Annotated in this window: 16 protein-coding genes; 2 read left to right on the top strand and 14 right to left on the bottom strand. The window is 42.3% G+C overall.

From position 1 onward, the window contains the following. Positions 1-37: 37 nt before the first annotated feature. From aguB to BET01_RS12040, 10 genes are all read right to left on the bottom strand, one after another. Positions 38-919, bottom strand: coding sequence for an N-carbamoylputrescine amidase (gene aguB, locus BET01_RS12085; protein WP_120197081.1), 882 nt, complete (start codon positions 917-919; stop codon positions 38-40). Continuing rightward, positions 876-2,021: an agmatine deiminase gene (aguA, locus tag BET01_RS12080; protein WP_120197080.1), complete on the bottom strand. Its 1,146-nt coding sequence runs from the start codon at positions 2,019-2,021 to the stop codon at positions 876-878. Before aguA ends, aguB begins: the two co-directional genes overlap by 44 nt. 26 nt (positions 2,022-2,047) lie before the next feature. After that, on the bottom strand, positions 2,048-3,169 hold the full coding sequence (gene nspC, locus BET01_RS12075) for a carboxynorspermidine decarboxylase (RefSeq protein WP_120197079.1): 1,122 nt from the start codon (positions 3,167-3,169) through the stop codon (positions 2,048-2,050). 3 nt (positions 3,170-3,172) lie between these two features. Continuing rightward, a complete protein-coding gene (locus BET01_RS12070) occupies positions 3,173-4,447 on the bottom strand; it encodes a saccharopine dehydrogenase family protein (RefSeq protein ID WP_120197078.1) in 1,275 nt (424 codons plus the stop codon). Next, on the bottom strand, positions 4,444-5,301 hold the full coding sequence (gene speE, locus BET01_RS12065) for a polyamine aminopropyltransferase (protein ID WP_120197077.1): 858 nt from the start codon (positions 5,299-5,301) through the stop codon (positions 4,444-4,446). Before speE ends, BET01_RS12070 begins: the two co-directional genes overlap by 4 nt. A 30-nt stretch (positions 5,302-5,331) precedes the next feature. Further along, on the bottom strand, positions 5,332-6,780 hold the full coding sequence (locus BET01_RS12060; protein ID WP_120197076.1) for an aminotransferase class I/II-fold pyridoxal phosphate-dependent enzyme: 1,449 nt from the start codon (positions 6,778-6,780) through the stop codon (positions 5,332-5,334). Between the two features lie 515 nt (positions 6,781-7,295). Further along, positions 7,296-7,571 carry a sporulation transcriptional regulator SpoIIID gene (gene spoIIID / locus BET01_RS12055; protein WP_024838232.1) on the bottom strand — a complete coding sequence of 92 codons (276 nt, stop codon included), beginning with the start codon at positions 7,569-7,571 and terminating at the stop codon, positions 7,296-7,298. 149 nt (positions 7,572-7,720) lie between these two features. Further along, a complete protein-coding gene (locus tag BET01_RS12050) occupies positions 7,721-9,622 on the bottom strand; it encodes a sialate O-acetylesterase (protein WP_120197075.1) in 1,902 nt (633 codons plus the stop codon). Between the two features lie 26 nt (positions 9,623-9,648). Continuing rightward, positions 9,649-11,808, bottom strand: coding sequence for a glycoside hydrolase family 3 C-terminal domain-containing protein (locus BET01_RS12045; RefSeq protein WP_120197074.1), 2,160 nt, complete (start codon positions 11,806-11,808; stop codon positions 9,649-9,651). A 127-nt stretch (positions 11,809-11,935) separates the two neighbouring features. After that, on the bottom strand, positions 11,936-12,826 hold the full coding sequence (locus BET01_RS12040; RefSeq protein WP_120197073.1) for a helix-turn-helix domain-containing protein: 891 nt from the start codon (positions 12,824-12,826) through the stop codon (positions 11,936-11,938). Between the two features lie 304 nt (positions 12,827-13,130). On the opposite strand from BET01_RS12040, the gene BET01_RS12035 reads away from it, so the two are divergent. Beyond that, complete coding sequence (locus BET01_RS12035) at positions 13,131-14,204, top strand: HD-GYP domain-containing protein (RefSeq protein WP_120197072.1); 1,074 nt, start codon at positions 13,131-13,133, stop codon at positions 14,202-14,204. A 94-nt stretch (positions 14,205-14,298) separates the two neighbouring features. Here BET01_RS12035 and BET01_RS12030 read toward each other — a convergent pair whose 3' ends face one another. The 4 genes from BET01_RS12030 to BET01_RS12015 form a co-directional block, all read right to left on the bottom strand. Next, positions 14,299-14,778, bottom strand: a complete 480-nt coding sequence (locus BET01_RS12030) for a low molecular weight protein-tyrosine-phosphatase (RefSeq protein ID WP_120197071.1) — start codon at positions 14,776-14,778, stop codon at positions 14,299-14,301. 6 nt (positions 14,779-14,784) lie between these two features. Beyond that, the gene (locus tag BET01_RS12025) at positions 14,785-15,009 is read right to left on the bottom strand and encodes a hypothetical protein (RefSeq protein WP_120197070.1); all 225 of its coding nucleotides are present in this window, start codon (positions 15,007-15,009) and stop codon (positions 14,785-14,787) included. A gap of 75 nt (positions 15,010-15,084) precedes the next feature. After that, positions 15,085-15,813, bottom strand: a complete 729-nt coding sequence (locus BET01_RS12020) for a gamma-glutamyl-gamma-aminobutyrate hydrolase family protein (RefSeq protein ID WP_120197069.1) — start codon at positions 15,811-15,813, stop codon at positions 15,085-15,087. Between the two features lie 19 nt (positions 15,814-15,832). Beyond that, positions 15,833-17,107, bottom strand: a complete 1,275-nt coding sequence (locus BET01_RS12015; protein ID WP_120197068.1) for an L-cysteine desulfidase family protein — start codon at positions 17,105-17,107, stop codon at positions 15,833-15,835. Between the two features lie 259 nt (positions 17,108-17,366). Here BET01_RS12015 and BET01_RS12010 point away from each other — a divergent pair, with 259 nt between their 5' ends. Beyond that, entirely contained in the window at positions 17,367-17,987 is a 621-nt protein-coding gene (locus BET01_RS12010; protein WP_120197067.1) for a GntR family transcriptional regulator, read from the top strand. The last annotated feature ends 304 nt before the right edge of the window (positions 17,988-18,291 follow it).

The following is an 18,291-nucleotide window of genomic DNA, read 5'->3' as shown; positions in this document are numbered from 1 at the left end:
CTGGGATCCAAATCTGGCTCATAACAAAAAAGTGAGTTTATGATCTTTCAGTAATAGTCTTGTACTGATCTGGTCTTCGGTCCCGAAACAGCCCCCAGTTTCTTCTATCCTTAGCGATCTGATCGAAATCATAGGTTTCTAAAATAACCCCTTCTTCGTCTCTGCCTAAAGATTTTAATAAATCACCTGTACTATCTGTTAAAAAGGAAGAACCATAAAATTTAAGAGAAGAATCTTGATTACCATTTTCCTCACAGGCAGTGACCTTTTCTTCACCAATTCGGTTTGCGGCAACCACAGGAATAATGTTAGAAGCTGAATGCCCCTGCATGCATCGTCTCCAATGCTCCATGCTGTCACATTCCAGAATCGGCTCGCTTCCAATGGCTGTGGGATATAAGATGACCTCAGCTCCCAAAAGGGCAAGACATCTTGCTGTCTCCGGAAACCACTGATCCCAACAAATTCCAATTCCAATCTTACCATATAAAGTATCGAAAACTTGAAAGCCTGTATCACCGGGTGTAAAGTAAAACTTTTCCTGATAGTAATGATCGTCTGGAATATGGGTCTTTCTATAAGTGCCTAGATTCCGTCCGTCTGCATCAAGAACTGCCACTGAGTTAAACATGGTATTGCCGGAACGCTCATAAAAACTGATAGGAAGCACGATAGAAAGCTCCTTGGCAATTGGTGTAAAATGAGCGATGGCAAGATTTTCTTCCACAGTTCTCGCATAGTCGTAATAGTCATACTGTCTTTCCTGACAGAAATAAGGGCGTTCAAACAGCTCCGGAAGCAGAATCACGTTGGCACCTTCTCCTGCTGCCTGTCTGACTAGATGCTCCGCCTTAGCCATGTTTTCATTGATGTCCTCACAGCATTTCATCTGAACGGCTGCTACTGTTACCTCTCTCATGCACGTCTCCTTCTGGAATCTGCTGGGTGATGCAGTGAATGTTGCCTCCCCCTACAATAATATCTCTTGCATATATGGGATAGATCTTTCGCTCTGGAAAACATTCCCCTAAGAGTTTAAGGGCTGTCTCATCATGTTCATCTCCAAACTGAGGTACAATTACTCCACCGTTTGAAATGTAGAAATTTACATAACTTGCAGCGAGTCGCTCTCCTGCTTCTCTTATATCTTCACCTGGTTCAAAGATATATCCAGAAAGTTCCTCTGGCTTAATACATACCGGCTTTTTCGGGATTGGAAGCTTATGAATGATAAAATGATTCCCCTTTGCATCTGTCTCTTGCTCTAATCGATTTAAATCAGCTAAGGACATCTCATACTGAGGATCTTCCTTGTCATCCGTCCAGGCTAAGATTACTTCTCCCGGCCGGATAAAGGCACAGACATTGTCCACATGTTCATTGGTTTCATCTTGATAAATCCCATATGGCAACCAGATAATCTTTTTTGCTCCCAGATAATTCTTAAGCTGTTCTTCAATCTCAAGTTTTGTCATGGAAGGGTTGCGTCCTGGGCTTAAGAGACAGCTTTCAGTGACTAGAATGGTTCCTTGCCCATCGGAATGAATGGAACCTCCCTCTAGTACAAAATGACTGGCATCGTATGTCTCATATCCAAACTCGTCAAGAAATCTCCCCGCAACAAGGTCATCCTTTCTCCAGTCTGCATAAAGGCCATCCACTTCTCCGCCCCAGGCGTTGAACTGCCAGTTTATGCCCCTGACATGCCCTGTATGGTTCACAACAAAGGTAGGCCCGGTATCTCTTGCCCACGCATCATCGGACTCCATTAAGACCACCTGAATCCGGTCAGTAAGCAAGTCTCTGGCAGAATCTATCACATCTGCTTCAGCCAGCATAACCACATGCTCACTGTCAGCAATGGCCTCTGCAATCTCTGCAAAGGCCTTTCTTGCCTCCCTAGCACCAAAGGGCCAGGAACCCGGCCTCTTGGGCCAGATCATGACACAGCCCCAGTGAGGCTCAAATTCTCCCGGCATAGAGTATCCGTCCACTGCCGGAAGGCTTGTCAATCGTTTCATCATTATCTTCCTCTTACTTTATGGTCTCAGGATAGCCTGTTTTTAAAATCCTCGTATCCAAATTCTTTGATCACACGGCATTCCCCATTCTGATCCATACTCGCAATGGAAGGAAGGGGCATCCCGTTAAAGGTGTTGTTCTTAACCATGGAATAGATGGCCATGTCCATAAAATAAAGCTTGTCTCCCGGTTTTATCTGCTGATCAAAGGAATAATCCCCGATTACATCTCCTGCAAGGCAGGTACAGGAAGAAAGTCGGTAGGTATATGGCTTTTCTCCCGGTTCCCCGCTGTCTTTCAACGGTGGCCTATAAGGCATCTCAATTACATCTGGCATATGGCAGGACGCAGAAGCATCAAGGATTAAGGTCTTAATTCCATTATCCACTACATCCATAACCTCTGTTACCAGATATCCAGCGTTTAATGCTACCGCTTCTCCTGGCTCCAGATAAACATGAACTCCGTACTTCTCCTGCATGCGATTGATGCAGGATTCCAAAAGCTCAAGGTCATAATCATCTCTGGTGATGTGATGTCCGCCTCCCATGTTCAACCAGGTAAGGCCTTTTAGATACTTACCAAATTTTTCTTCCACCGCATCCAAGGTCTTTTTTAAATCATCGGAATTCTGCTCACATAAGGTGTGAAAGTGAAGCCCAGAAAGATAAGGCAACCACTCTTCCTTAAAATGCTCCGCAGTAACTCCAAGCCTGGAGCCCGGTGCACAAGGATCGTAGATGGCGTGCTCCTCCTGGGTGGAACATTCCGGATTGATTCGAAGGCCTACGTCTACTTGTGATAAGTAATCCTTATATTTTTCAAGTTGAGAAAAGGAGTTAAAGATCATATGATCACAGATCGTAACAAGCTCTTTTACATCCTCTTCTTTGTAGGCAGGGGAAAACACATGGTTTTCAAGTCCCATCTCCTCTTTCCCAAGCCTTGCTTCAAAAAGACCGCTGGCTGTGGTCCCATCAATATATTTTCCAATGAGAGGATATTGGGAAAAACAGGAAAATGCCTTCTGGGCTAAGAGAATGGTACAGCCTGTATTTTCCTTTACCCGCTTTAACACCTTTAAATTATCTTCCAGTTTCCCCTCATCTACCACATAACAAGGGGTCTTTAAATCCTCTATTTTCATGGCTTATTCCGCTTTCCATACCGTAACAGTCTCTGGATCTTCACAAACCACCCATGGAAGGCCCCACTTGTTTAATGCCTCCATGTACGGATCTGGATCAAACTCTTCTACATTGAATACGCCTGGCTTTTTCCACTGTCCGGTAACCAGCATCATAGAACCGATCATAGCAGGTACACCAGTGGTATAAGAAATCGCCTGGGACTCAACCTCTTTATAGCATTCCTCATGGTCGCATACATTGTAGATGTAGATTGTCTTTTCTTTTCCATCTTTCACACCGGTAAAGATACAGCCGATGTTGGTCTTACCCACAGTTCTTGGTCCCAGGGAAGCTGGATCTGGTAAAAGAGCTTTTAAAAACTGAATAGGAACAATCTCTTGTCCATTAAAATGAATGGGAGAGGTAGAAAGCATACCTACATTCTCTAAGCATTTCATGTGAGTCAGGTAACTAGGTCCAAAGGTCATAAAGAACCGGATCCGCTTTACTCCAGGGATGTTTTTCGCCAGAGATTCGATTTCCTCATGATGAAGTAAATACATATCCTTTTCTCCAACCTCAGGGAAGTCGTATTTTGATTTTAACTCCATAGGCTTTGTTTCCACCCAGTGGCCGTCTTCCCAATAAGAACCGTTTGCAGATACTTCTCTTAAGTTGATTTCAGGGTTAAAGTTAGTTGCAAAAGGATATCCATGGTCACCGCCGTTGCAGTCTAAGATATCAATGGTATGAATCTCATCAAAATAGTGCTTTAAGGCATAAGCAGAGAATACACTGGTAACGCCTGGATCAAAACCGGTGCCAAGTAAAGCCGTAAGTCCAGCCTTCTCAAAACGCTCCTTATAATCCCACTGCCAGGAATAATCAAAGTAAGCGGTAAAGCCAAGATCTTTGCACCGCTTCTCATAGATGGCACGCCACTGAGAATCATCGGTATTTTCAGGCTCAAAGTTAGCGGTATCAATATAATGAACTCCTGCCTTTAAACAAGCATCCATAATCGTTAAATCCTGATAGGGAAGTGCCACATTAAGAACAGCATCTGGGCCATAGGATTTTATCAGTTCTACGACTTCATCTACATTGTCAGCATCGACTTTAGCTGTTTCAATCTTTGTGCTTGTCTTTCCTTCCAGTTTTTCCTTCAGGGCATCACACTTTTCCTTTGTTCTGCTTGCGATACAAATTTCTGTAAATACCTCGCTGTTTTGACAACATTTCTGAATTGCTACGGAAGCAACGCCTCCACATCCGATTACTAATAATCTGCTCATTCTTTTTCCTCCTCTTCCAGTAAATCTTCTACATATTTGGGAAGCATGAATGCTCCCATATGGAGATTCGCGGTATAATACCAGGTTTCTATTTTTAATTTTTTCCAAGCTTCTGGTTTAAAATCGTTGATTGGGTGATATTTCTTTGATGCAAAGCCAAAAAGCCAATAGCCAGATGGACAGGTTGGGATATGGGCCTGATACACCCGACTAATTGGGAAGGAACGATATACCTTACGGTGCATGCTCCGACAAGCATCTTCATCCTCATCATAAAATGGGCTTCCGTGCTGGTACACCATAATTCCATCACTTTTTAAAGCCTTATAACAGCTTCCGTAAAATTCCTTTGTAAACAGTCCTTCCGTATGACCAAAGGGATCCGTGGAATCGTTGATAATGAGATCGTATTCCTCTCTTTTATTTCTTAAAAAGCGAAGACCATCATCATAATAGACCTTAACCCTTGGATCCAAAAGCCCACATGCTACCTCAGGAAAGATGTCCTTACAGACATCTACAAACAGCTTATCGGTCTCTACTACATCAATAGACTCAATGGAAGTATACTGCAACAGCTCCTTCGCTACGCCGCCGTCTCCTCCTCCGATGATCAACACACGCTTCACGCATGGATGAACCGCCATGGGAACATGAGTCACCATCTCATCATATATAAACTCATCTTTCTCTGAAAAAACAATGTCTCCGTCGAGAGCCACAAATTTTCCAAATTCTTGAGACTCAAACACATCGATTCTTTGATATTCACTTTCCCCGGAAAAAAGCTGCTTGTCAATCCGGACGGAAAGCTTCACGTTTGAGGTATGCAATTCAGAAAACCATATCTCCATCTTTCCCACTCTCCTCTCTCCATGTAATTTCTATATTAGTACCATAAGATGTTCCACGGCTGGATCTTCCGTTCCCTGCATGGAGCAACCTTTTTCTTTTGCATAAACGATATATTCTACAATTTCCTCTGTGATTCTCTCCCCTGGTGCAAGGATTGGGATGCCTGGAGGATAGCACATAACGAATTCTCCACTGATTTTTCCAGCTGCCTTCTTAACAGGAACGGAGACCTTACTGGAGTAAAATGCCTTCTGAGGAGATATCTCCACCTTTGGTGCTATGTATTCTCCTGAAAGCATTCCGCTGCGGTCCTTTTTATAAAGGCGCTCAATATCAGCAAGAGCCCCTACCAGACGCTCAATGTCCTGGATCCTGTCTCCAATGGAAATATAAGCAAGGATGTTACAGATATCACCAAACTCAATCTGAATGTCATACTCATCCCGAAGCAGGTCATAGACCTCAATGCCTGCAAGACCGATTCCAAGAGTGAAGACAGATAGCTTAGTCACATCATAATCAAAGATGCTGGTGCCATTGATTAAATCTCTGCCATAAGCATAGTATCCCCCAATGGAGTTAATCTCTTCCCTGGCATACTCTGCCATCTCTACCACCTTTGCAAAGGATTCTTCTCCTCTAAGGGCAAGATTCCTCCTTGAAATATCAAGGCTCGATAATAAGAGATAAGATGCGCTTGTGGTCTGAGTTAAGTTGATGATCTGGCGCACATAGTCTCTGTTTACTCCCTTATTTAACAGGAGCATGGAACTTTGTGTTAAGCTGCCTCCTGATTTGTGCATGGAGATTGCCGCCATATCTGCGCCTGCTGCAATACCAGACACAGGAAGATCTTTTCCAAAATAAAGATGGGTACCGTGAGCTTCATCAGCCAGCACCTTCATCCCATGAGCATGAGCAAGATTTACGATGGATCGAATATCGGAACAAATTCCGTAATAGGTTGGATTATTTACAAGCACAGCTACGGCATCAGGATTTTCCATAATGGCCTTTTCTACCTGGCTGATCTCCATTCCAAGGGAAATGCCTAAGGTACTATTCACCTCAGGGTTTACATAAACCGGAAGTGCTCCGCATAGAACAAGTGCATTGATGGCACTTTTATGGACATTCCTTGGAAGAATGATCTTATCTCCTGCCTTGCAGACAGATAAAATCATACTCTGCACCGCTGAAGTGGTGCCACCTACCATTAAGAAAGCTTCGGCTGCTCCGAAAGCTTCGGCTGCCAGCTCTTCCGCATCCCGAATCACAGAAACTGGATGGCATAAATTATCAAGAGGCTTCATGGAGTTTACATCAAGCCCCACACATTTTTCTCCCAAAAGCTGAGCTAGTTCTGGGTTACCCCTTCCCCGTTTATGCCCAGGCACATCAAAAGGAACCACCCTTTTCTTTTTGAATGATTCAAGCGCTTCATAAATCGGCGCTCTTTTTTGATCTTCTTTGTTCATACGGCAATTTACCTCTCCTTCGTCACATTCTTAGGTAGCGCCTTTGGGGGCGTCTAATCACACAAAAAAAGCAGGTGATCCTACATCACCTGCCTGAAAATTACATGAATTCATATGGATATAGGCATAGAGCCATCCAATATTTCCATGACAATTATCGTTTTCGTATCTACATAGCAAATATATGATCCCTGCTATTATTGATCGTTTCACAAGATGATGTGCGTTAGCACTGATTATAAAGTAATCAACTTATAAAATTTGAGCTTCTAACTCAATCAATAATGTGGTTTCCCACGCTCGGCAGCCGACCCGCCTGTCCGTCTGGGCTTAACTTCATAATGAAGTGGTCGATATCTGCATGAAAACGATAATGTCTCTTCATACTGGGAAACAGAATAACATATTTTGCAGATTCATGTCAACTAATTTTTCGTAAAATTTTAATTCGAAACAGCCGCCGTCTGAGAACGTCTACCATTTCTCAGACAGCGGCTGCTCCTGTACCCATTTTTTCAAGAATTCTTTTTGCTGCACATCTGCAAACGATGCTGATACTTTTCCTTGGTGGCTAGGCCGCCCCTGATGTGGCGCTCGGACTTGTTAATGTCCAGGATCACCCTGGCCCGGGCTGCCAGGGACGGATTGATGTGTTCTAAGCGGTCTGTTACATCTTTATGTACCGTTGATTTGGAGATGCCAAATTTCTTTGCTGTCTGCCTCACGGTTGCATGATAGTCTATGATGTAGTTGGCAATTGCAACCGCGCGTTCCTCAATATATTCCTTCAAGAAAATCCCCCTGCTAGGACGTTTTTACATACTTATGCAGGTTGTGTTACAAGTATGAATGGGTTACCATCTATTTCTTAAATCTGTTTATAAAGTTTTTACTATTTATGGAGAATTTTAACAATTAACTTCTTTTACTCTCCCTCATGCTACAGTTCAAGACGAAAGGGCGCCGCTGGAAGCCCTTCCTGAGAGAATAATAAACCGTTCCTGGGAGCATTGGAATAACAGTAGGAAACAGCCTTTGGCTCTGACACTTTGCTACACCACAAGGAGACTGTGTCTCCTTCCCGGTGAACCTCAGCGGGATAATAAACATCATCAGCTCCAGACAGTAAAAATGCATCTTCTCCTGCCTCGCCTTTTAAGATAAGATCCTTTTCTCCATGGGTATGAAAGGAAAGCACAATACGATCTTTATTCACCTCAAATGAGCGAAGCTTTGGCCCCTCCCACTCCACAGGTTCCTTATAGATCATAGCTCTTACCGCCAGAGACAACCGTCTTGCCACCTCTTTCTTATTCAGCGGATGCAGATCATTCCACTCTCCAAGATCAAGATTTATCGTAACAGCCACCAAAGGAAGCTGTGCCGCCCGTGACTGGGCATACCGAATCTTTGGCCAGGAATTAGAATCTTTCTTAAAATCAATAGAAAATCCAGGAAGTTGGGCCACCACAAAAGGAAGTGTATCCTGTTTCCAATTGTCTCTCCAATTTAAGATAAGACGCTGGAGTAGATCTTCATAAGTATCTGGACTTCCATCATTAGACTCTCCCTGATACCACAGGACTCCCTTAACGGTATAAGAAAGACATGGGGCAACCATGGCATTATAAAGTCCTGTTGGCTTTCTATTTAGAAAATCCATCTCAGGTGCAGGACCACACTGGAAACCGATACGGTATTCCCATGATCCTTCCAGACGAATCTCATGATCGTTCGTAAATATCTTATAGGGCTTTTCAGGGGTCAGCCGACCTTCCCCGTGGTCACAAACCAGGCGGATGACGATCTCATTCTCACCACTTTTTAAGATTCCCTCTGGAATCATATATTTCCTAGGTGGATATTGATAGCCTGTCTCACCTACTAATACTCCATTGATATAAGTTCTATCGCTGTCCACCATGGTTCCAAGCCAAAGTCTTGCCGCTGCTCCTGTCATGGAATCTGGCACCTGAAACTTTCTTCGAAACCAGATGCTTCCACAGAAATCCTCTATGCCGGCATCCTTTAAAAAGCCTGGGAGAATGATTTCCTTCCAAGACTCCTTTTGACTCTTCAAGCCTAAATCCTGCTGGTCGATTCTCTCATGCCACTCTCTCTGAAGCCTTTCATTTTCAGCCATATGACCTTTCACAAATTCCTTATCCTGGAACTGTTTTAAGGTCTCTAGGGCTTCTGGATAAGAAAGAAGCGCTTCTTTCCCCATCCATGCCTCTGCCGGTGTTCCTCCCAGACTTATATTAATAAGTCCAATCGGTACCTGTCTGGCTTCCAGAAGAAATCTTCCAAAGAAATATGATACAGCAGAAAAACTTCGAATGGTTTCCTCCGAACAGTACGACCAGGAGGCATCTCTATGATCCGAAAGAGGGCCATCAAAGTCAAAATGTTCCCTGACCTTATAAAGTCTAATATTAGGCTCTCCTGGACGGCATAATTCCTCGGGATACTGATCCTTAACCCGCTCCATAGGCAGTTCCATATTCGATTGACCAGAGCATACGAATACTTCACCCACATACACCTGCTGCAATCGTATTACTTCCCCCGTCTCGGAACGAACGGTGAAAGAAAAGGGGCCACCGGGATATAGCAAGGATAACATAATCTGCCAATCTCCCGTTTCATCTGCCCTGGTAAATATTGTCTTTTGTTGAAATTCTACGGTAACTCCCTTATGGGCTTCCGTTTTTCCCCAGATCCTGGTGCTTTTTCCCTGTTGTAGAACGCATCCTTCACTCAATAATTTAGGAAGACAAAGGGGGCTTTTGGCCCCCTTCCCTTCTGCCTTATTGTGAAAGGATTCTATATTTTCTGTCATTCTTTCACCTTAAATCCTTTATTTGTTTAGATACAGCAGGTTTCAAGAACTATCCTTTGTGCTGCTGTTATTGTGATACATTCTGGCACCTTGCCTGTCAGTTCCATACTTCTGGCATCTGGCTGCTGAGTCCCTACATAAACAAGATAATCTCCTGCCTCAATTACAAGATCTCCATCAAGATTGCGAAGACCAAAAGCTCGGTCACTCAAAGAAAGAGTTACTTCTTTTTCTTCCCCTGGATTAAGCTCAACCTTTTTAAATGCCTTTAACTGCGCATTTGGAGCGTCCACATGACAAGATTTCACGTATACCTGTAAAGTCTCAGCCCCTTTCATGGAACCGGTGTTCTTAAGAACTGCCTTTACAGTTATGGTCTCTCCTTCCAAAACTGTGTCCTGGCTAAGAGAAACATCTTTCACTGTAAAATCTGTGTAGCTAAGACCATATCCAAAGGGATAAAGAGCATCCTGCTTCATATAACGATACGTTCTTCCCTTCATAGCATAATCTCTAAAGTCTGGAAGTTCTTCCGTTGTCTTGTAAAATGTCACAGGAAGTTTTCCTTCCGGTGAGTGCTCACCAAAGAGAACGGAAGCCAATGCTCTGCCTCCCAAAGATCCAGGATACCAACCTTCCAGGATAGCCGGGATATGTTCATCTGCCCAGGTCACAGAAAGTGCACTACCAGATAAAATCACTAATACCACAGGCTTTCCACTATTATATATTTCTTTTAATACCTCTTCCTGAAGTCCTGGAAGGGATAGATTTGGCTTATCTCCGCTTGCAAACTCATTGCCCTCGTCGCCCTCTTCTCCTTCCAAACTGGAATCAAGGCCCATACAGGCAATTATAACATCGCTTGCTTCACAAACACCACGTACCTCGGAAATACGGTCATTGTCCTGACTCAGACCACTTACCTTTGGTCTGCAAAGATGACAACCCTCAGAAACCATTACACGGACATCTTCTCCCAGATAATCCTGAATTCCTTCTGTAATGGTATAATACCGGGAAGCAGTCCCTTCATAATTACCTACCAGTGCCTTTCTGTTGTTGCTGTTTGGACCTATGATACCGATTGTCTTTATTTTATCCTTATTAAGAGGCAATAGGTTATTCTCATTTTTCAAAAGAACAAAGGACTTTCTAGAAGCCGTCTTATTAAGCTCCTGGTGCTCCTTCGTATCATTCTCTTCGTATGTAATTCCACTGTATGGAACCTTCTCCTGCTCGTCAAACACACCAAGCTTTAACCGGGTCATCATCAAATTCTCCACCGCCTGGTTCAGCCGTTCCTCGGAAACCATTCCCCGATTTACCGCCTCCGTAAGATATAGGAATAAGCTACCACAGTTAATATCACAGCCATTCTCCATGGCCATTGCCACAGATTCTACAGCAGAATTGGTTACCTTGTGATGCTCATGGAAATCCTTAATGGCCCAACAGTCAGAAACCACATGGCCCTCAAAGCCCCAGAAATCTCTTAAGATATCTTTTAGTAAGGTCTTGCTTCCGCAGCAAGGCTCTCCATTGGTCCTGTTATAGGCGCCCATGATTGCCTCAACCTTGCCTTCCTTGACACATGCCTCAAAGGCAGGCAGATACGTCTCGAACATATCCTGTTTTGACACCACTGCGTCAAAGGAATGACGATCCTCCTCTGGTCCGGAATGTACCGCAAAATGTTTCCCACAAGCTGCAACCTTAAGATACTCCTCATCATCCCCTTGAAGTCCTTCTATAAAACGGACTCCCATTCGGGAAGATAAATAAGGATCTTCACCAAAGGTTTCATGTCCTCTGCCCCAACGGGGATCTCTAAAGATGTTCACATTGGGAGACCAAAAAGTGAGTCCCTTATAGATATCAGTATCTCCGCATTTTTGCTGCAGAGCATATTTTGCCCTGGCCTCTGTAGAGATCACGTCTGCCACCTCATTTAGAAGGTCTTCATCAAAGGTAGCTGCCAGACCGATGGCCTGTGGAAATACGGTTGCCACACCAGCCCTTGCAACCCCGTGAAGTCCCTCATTCCACCAGTTATATGCCTTTATCCCTAATCTTGGAATTGCAGCCGCTCCGTGTATTGTTTGGGAGACCTTCTCCTCCAATGTCATTTCTGATACTAGTTTCTTCGCCCTTGTGCGATATTCCTCTAATTTTACCTTGTTCATGAGATATGCCCTTCCCTTTACTTATAATGATGCGATTTTGGCCTTTAAACCATTTTCTGTAATCCCATCATAGCATTCTATAAAAAACAAGACATCTCATTTCTTGCTTGTATTTAAGCACATATTGCTAACTATTTTCTAATCCTGTAGGAATGGCCTGCTGCCTGATCTTTCTATAATCGCTTGGAGAACAGTTCTTAATCATTTTAAAGGTACGGTTAAACGCACTGATAGAAGAAAAACCAGAGCCCATAGCAACTTCTGTGATGCTGAGTTCCTTTGTATGGTAGAGAAGTTCTTCCGCCTTTTTAACCCGTTTGGAATTGAGATATTCATAAAATGTCATATTCATATATTGCTTAAAAATTCTGGTAAAATGATACTTAGAAAATCCCACAAGCTGTGCCACTTGTTCCAAGTTCAAATTCTCCATATAGTGCTTATTAATATAAGTGCAGGCACTCATAACTGCTTCAAAATATAACCGCTGCTTTGTGGATTCGTTTTTTCCAGGAGAAACATTACGATGCACTTCCTTTCTCCCGAGTTCCACGTAAATCTCAATCAAAGCCGCATAAATAGAGGCCTCACGAAAGGTGCCATCTTCTCGGTACTCCCGAATGATTTTATCAATTTTTTCTTTAAAGAATCCGTGAAGTAAATCTCCCCCCTCTTTCTTTATAAAGATCACAGGAGGCATCATATAAAGGAGGGTTTCCATCTCCCTTAGATTATAAAGCAATGTGGTATCAAACTGCAAGATATAACGTTCCCCTTTGGAAGGTGCCCTTAAAGAGTGAATCACTCCAGAATGAATAAGAATAATATCATCTGGCTCCAAAAAATAACGTTCCTCACCAACTATAACTTCATATCCACCCTTCGATGGCATAATAATCTCAATCCCCACATGCCAATGTTCCGGATAATCTTCATTCTTTACATTACGGTATAGCTGAAGTCCCATAGGACACTCATAATGTATGGTTTCATGCAACCCATTTAAGATTTCGATCATATATTTTCCTCTGTCTTAACCTTCTGTCTTTATGCCTAAATCTGGTGTGAAATAGGATGCTTTCATGGTTTTCATACCTTATTTTATCTGATTTTCATTCTTATTACAATCTATTTTCCAGTCTTTTAAGCCTTCTTAATTTTATCCCATCTCCTCCTTTCTGGTTACAAAAATTCATTGACTCAGCCGTCAATTCCAACTATAATTTAATATGGAATTATATAATTATTCCCATATTTGACAGAATGAGGAATTTACTTAATATAGAGAAAAGACTGCCATTTAGTCTGTTGAGGTGAAAGAATTGATTTATCTTCCTACAGAGAAATTGACCGAAGGTATGATACTAGCCCGTAATATACCTGGAACAAATTCAATACTTCCATTTGCAGTTGCCGGTTATCAGCTAAGTGACCGCATCATAATCCGCCTAAAAAGAATTGGGGTTCAAGGTGCTTATATCCATACAGCACTGACAGAAGGCATTGAACCTGTGGATTTCGTTGAACCTGAATTAAAAGCTAAAATGTTGACCAGCATTCGCCAGACCTTTGACCAGAGCCTAAAGAAAGTAACCATCCAATCCAGTATGCAGACCTATAATGAACTTACCACTGCGGCAAAATCAGTGGTCATGAACATTTTAAGTATGGATAAATATTTATTTCAAATGATCGATATCAGAGATTATGATAACTATACCTACTCTCACAGTCTTTATGTAGGTATCTTAAGTGTGCTTTTGGGACGTTTTATCGGCCTTTCCCTTGATCAACTTAACGACCTGGCTCTATGCGGGCTCATGCACGATATTGGAAAGACAGACATCCCTCTGGAGATCACCAACAAATCTGGACCACTAAATGACGAAGAATTTGAGATCATGAAAAAACACCCTGATCTCTCCTATGAAAAATTAAGCAAATGCAAACTATACTCCCAGACGGTTCTCCAGGGAATCCGTACCCACCATGAAAAGTATGATGGAACTGGTTATCCCTTTGGCCTTACAGGAGATGAGATCCCCCTTTACGCCAGAATTTTAGCCATTGCAGACGTATACGATGCTCTTAGCTCCACAAGACCTTACCGCAAAGCATGGCCCCCAAAAAAGATATTTGATTACTTAACCAGCCGTTGTAGCTCTCATTTTGATACAGACCTTTTAGCCGCTTTCCTTCAATGTGTATCCGCATATCCAGTCGGCACCGTTGTCCAGTTAAGCGATGGAAGTACTGCCGTGGTAAAAGATAACACACCAGGATTTACATTACGCCCTATTATCCGCTTCATCGCCCCGGCAGCAAAAGCCGGTCACGAGGTGGACCTTTCTAGGGAAGCCTTAAATGTTACTATACTTGATGATACGGAAGATTAAGCAAAAACTGCCATAGAACACCCCTCCTTAAATTGTTAAATGCGTCTTGATTGGTCTTCAAACCATTTCAATACGCATTTTGACAATCCATTTTTTATTTTCCAATTTTGCAGTCAAGCTCCTTCGTGTTTATGTGCTCCAATAGAGCTTCACAGCCTTCCAGAACATCTTCATAGGTTGTATCAAAGTCTCCTGTATACCATGGATCTGCGATATCTCTGGGTCTTGTTCCATAATCTAGAAGCCGTTTTACCTTGCTCTCAGGATCGCTCCCAAAGATCTTTATCATATTGGTAATATTACGTGCTTCCATTCCAATGATATAATCGTATTGATGATAATCATCTCGACTTAGCTTAACCGCTTGCTTTCCAGCCACGGAGATCCCCAGCTCACTTAGCTTTTTTCTTGTACCCGGGTGCACAGGATTTCCGATTTCCTCACTGCTGGTGGCTACCGAGGCTATAGAAAAAAACTCCCCCATATTTCTTTTTTCAATCAAATCCTTCATAACAAATTCGGCCATGGGGGAACGGCATATGTTTCCCAGGCAAACGAATAATATTTTAATCATTTTGTTTTACCCCTTATTGTATTTATTCTTTAAAACAGTTAATTTACAAATCATCTTGTCTCTTAATTCGTTCCTATGATTCATTGGCCCAAATATATTCTTAACTGTATGATAACCATACTCATGACATAAAATGGAATTTAAGCTGATCTCTAATAATTCCTCTGTGCCAATAGTCCCATAATATCCCTCTAAAAAATCCCTATCAAAATGAAAGAAATATTTTAACAATATGATTCCCCCCTTATAACTCAATATCATTATGCCTTTCATTAATGCTTTTTTGCAAACATATTTTATCCCCTCTTAATTCATGCACTTTGAGATAAACTGTTGAAACAAATGTATCATACGCTCATTTTTATACTTCGCCATCATCTCCGGATGCCACTGCACCCCACACATAAAGCTGCCTTTCTGGCGTTCGATACATTCCACCACTCCGTCATCTGCTCTAGCTGTAACATCAAAGCCATCTGCTACATCTTTAATCGCCTGATGATGAAATGAATTAACCCAGCCCCTCTTTCCTGTTACGCTCTGGATAAAGCTTCCGTCCTCGGTATCAACCATATGAGTGGCCTCACCTCTAGGAGCCTTCTGCACGTGCTGAAATGCCCCAGAAAGCTGAGATTCAAGATCCTGATAAAGAGTTCCCCCAAATGCCACGTTCATCATTTGGGCGCCCTTACAGATTCCAAGAACTGGTTTTTGAAGCTTGTCTGCCTCTTTGATAAGTTGCAAATACTGTGTATCTACCTGTCGCATGGTAAATCCCTGTACAGGAGTCGGCTGCTCACCATATAAATCAGGTGCCACATCATAACCACCAGAAAGAACCAGCCCATCCACCAGTTCGAGGAACCTTGCACCATCCTCTTGATTGGTTAATACCGGAAGAAGAACAGGAATGCCTCCCCCCATTTCAATGCTTTCCACGTAATCATTGTTCACATAGGCACGATAGATTCCTGGCAGCGTGCCACCTTCCATAATTAAAATATTAGCTGCAATTCCAATTATAGGTTTTCTCATCTTAGCTCCCCCTTTTATTCTAGATTAATCGATTCCCTATCATGATATTTAATATTTCCACATCAGTCTTCTTCATTCCCTCTTTTCCCATATACCCAATGGCACGGATGGTCTCCTCTGGCTCGCTCTGAACCAATCCTTCTCCCGCCTCAAAGGTAATGCCCTCCATGGCCATCTGATGCCCAAGAATTGCAGCCTGGAGAGCAGAGGATACCTTCGCCGCACAACTTGCCTTTGCCCCATCACAAATCATGCCACCTACATTGGCAATGGTATTAACCACCGTATGTTCAATCTGTGCCACCGTACCGCCGTATAGATAAGTAATGGCCGCTCCTGCACTAGCCGCAGCGCATACGACTCCGCAGTATGCTGATAATGGCCCAATGTACTGTTTCTGATCTTGAGCCGTTAGATTAGAAATGCAAAGAGCGCGGTAAAGCTCTTCTTCCGTCTTATCTAGCTCCCTGGCATACTCTATAACTGGTATAGAACAAGTCATTCCCTGATTTCCTGAACCAGAGTTAATGACCACTGGAGAAGGGCAGCCTGCCATTCTCGCATCCGATCCCGCTGCCGTCTTAGCGATGGCCCGCCACTGTACCTCCGGCTGATACCAGGATAAAAAAATTCGTCCAATCTGTGCTCCCCACTTGCCCTTTAAACCTTCCTCAGCAATGGCAGAATTGTAGGAAATCTGCATATCTAACACATCTTTCACATCCTTGATATCAACCATATTTGCAAACGCTACAATATCTCTTATATTGAGCAGTGATTTGTCAACCTTTGCGCCTTCCACATCATACGGTTTTTTGTATATGGTGACTCCATTCTTTTTCACCACAGTAATATTGGTATGGGCATACTCAATGGTCACCTCTGCCCACTGATCTCCCTTTATTGCCTTTACTGACAAGTATAGATTTCCAACACCTTCTACTAATATACAACGGCAGAAATTCTTGTCAAGCAGTTCTCTTGCAGTAATCTGGTCATCTTCTGTCACGGATTCCAGTATTTCTAGCTTTTTTTCAGACTCTCCTATCAGAGCTCCTAGAATAACTGCTGTCTCCACGCCCTTAAGCCCACCAGAATTAGGCACTCTCACACCCTTAACATTTTTAATCATATTTCCGCTGCAATGAGCCTCCATATAATCGGGGAATTCACCAAGAGTCTCTCTTGCCCTGGCAGAAGCATAAGCAAGAGCAATCGGCTCCGTACAACCAAATGCCGGAATCAGTTCATCATTTAAGATTTTCACATAGCTGTCATATATTTTTTTATCCATTGTTATTCCTCATCTCATTATTATCGTTATTAGTATTATCACTAGTTATATTACTAATAATATCACTGATAATATCATAAATCCATCCTAATTTTAATTCTTCACAAAGAGATCCAAAATCTTCCTATACCTTCATGGAAAACATGTTATTAGTTAAAGAATTAAAGTATTTTCTTGAAATAACCTTACATATTTTACTAATATTACGTATAATAGACATGTTATCCATTTGAACGTTCACGTAAGCTTAGGAGGCTACATGGAAAAACGGAACTTAAAAGAAATTGTTTATAGCGAAGTAATGAAAAGTATATATTCATCTGAATATAATCCTCATAAAATTATAACGGAAAATGAATTAATCAAACGATTTGGCTACAGCAAATCACCCATACGGGATGCTTTAGTATCCCTATGCCATGAAGGAGTCTTAAAAAGCATTCCAAGGTATGGCTATGAAGTCGTTCCCCTAACAGCCGAAGACATTCACCACATTCAAGAATACAGAAAAGTGGTAGAAACCTCCTTCCTGCGTCTTGGCTTTTCCAATATAACAGACCGGGAGCTTGCTTCTCTAGAAGAGTTAAACAAAAGTTGTTGGAAAGAAACCGAAGATTTGATGGAACGCTGGATCCATAATGCAGACTTTCATACAGCACTCATTTCATTTGCAAAAAATCCCTTTGTTTATGAGGAACTGCAACGCTGCATGAACGTTCTTGGACGTGCTTACGCCCAGCTTCATTGGGATAAATGGAACCGTTTTTCTTTGCTCAATGACATGAAAAATCACGATTTAATCATTCAATCTTTAAAAGAAAAGAATATCGAACAGGCTGTTTTTCATTTAGAAAATGATCTCAATGATTTTGGAGCCTAACTACTCACCTTATAAGAACATGTCACAGGATTAAGCTTATACAAATACTCCCACATAGGACATTGAGATATAAGGTCCTATGTGGGAGTATTTTATGCTCTGCCATACTTATTAACTGAAAAAACAAAATAAATCGTAGCGACAAGCCTTTATATCGAACACCAACGGTCTAAATCTCTAATATAAACGTACCTTTTGTACACAATTAGAATCTAAGTCATTTTTTCTACGCAAAAAAGCGCAAATCCAAAACTGGACTTACGCTTTCTTCTATATTTTAATGCTGTGTAACTCATTACACATG

The sequence above is a fragment of the Lacrimispora algidixylanolytica genome (assembly GCF_003609635.1).
GTDB classification, from domain to species: domain Bacteria; phylum Bacillota; class Clostridia; order Lachnospirales; family Lachnospiraceae; genus Lacrimispora; species Lacrimispora algidixylanolytica.
Note: the sequence above shows the minus strand (reverse complement) of the source record. Positions and strands in the feature narration are given on the sequence as shown.

Coding starts and splice junctions, on each gene's coding strand:
- aguB (WP_120197081.1), bottom strand. CDS start 919: ATGAGAGAGGTAACAGTAGCAGCCGTTCAGATGAAATGCTGTGAGGAC.
- aguA (WP_120197080.1), bottom strand. CDS start 2,021: ATGAAACGATTGACAAGCCTTCCGGCAGTGGACGGATACTCTATGCCG.
- nspC (WP_120197079.1), bottom strand. CDS start 3,169: ATGAAAATAGAGGATTTAAAGACCCCTTGTTATGTGGTAGATGAGGGG.
- BET01_RS12070 (WP_120197078.1), bottom strand. CDS start 4,447: ATGAGCAGATTATTAGTAATCGGATGTGGAGGCGTTGCTTCCGTAGCA.
- speE (WP_120197077.1), bottom strand. CDS start 5,301: ATGGAGATATGGTTTTCTGAATTGCATACCTCAAACGTGAAGCTTTCC.
- BET01_RS12060 (WP_120197076.1), bottom strand. CDS start 6,780: ATGAACAAAGAAGATCAAAAAAGAGCGCCGATTTATGAAGCGCTTGAA.
- BET01_RS12050 (WP_120197075.1), bottom strand. CDS start 9,622: ATGACAGAAAATATAGAATCCTTTCACAATAAGGCAGAAGGGAAGGGG.
- BET01_RS12045 (WP_120197074.1), bottom strand. CDS start 11,808: ATGAACAAGGTAAAATTAGAGGAATATCGCACAAGGGCGAAGAAACTA.
- BET01_RS12040 (WP_120197073.1), bottom strand. CDS start 12,826: ATGATCGAAATCTTAAATGGGTTGCATGAAACCATACATTATGAGTGT.
- BET01_RS12030 (WP_120197071.1), bottom strand. CDS start 14,778: ATGATTAAAATATTATTCGTTTGCCTGGGAAACATATGCCGTTCCCCC.
- BET01_RS12020 (WP_120197069.1), bottom strand. CDS start 15,813: ATGAGAAAACCTATAATTGGAATTGCAGCTAATATTTTAATTATGGAA.
- BET01_RS12015 (WP_120197068.1), bottom strand. CDS start 17,107: ATGGATAAAAAAATATATGACAGCTATGTGAAAATCTTAAATGATGAA.
- BET01_RS12010 (WP_120197067.1), top strand. CDS start 17,367: ATGGAAAAACGGAACTTAAAAGAAATTGTTTATAGCGAAGTAATGAAA.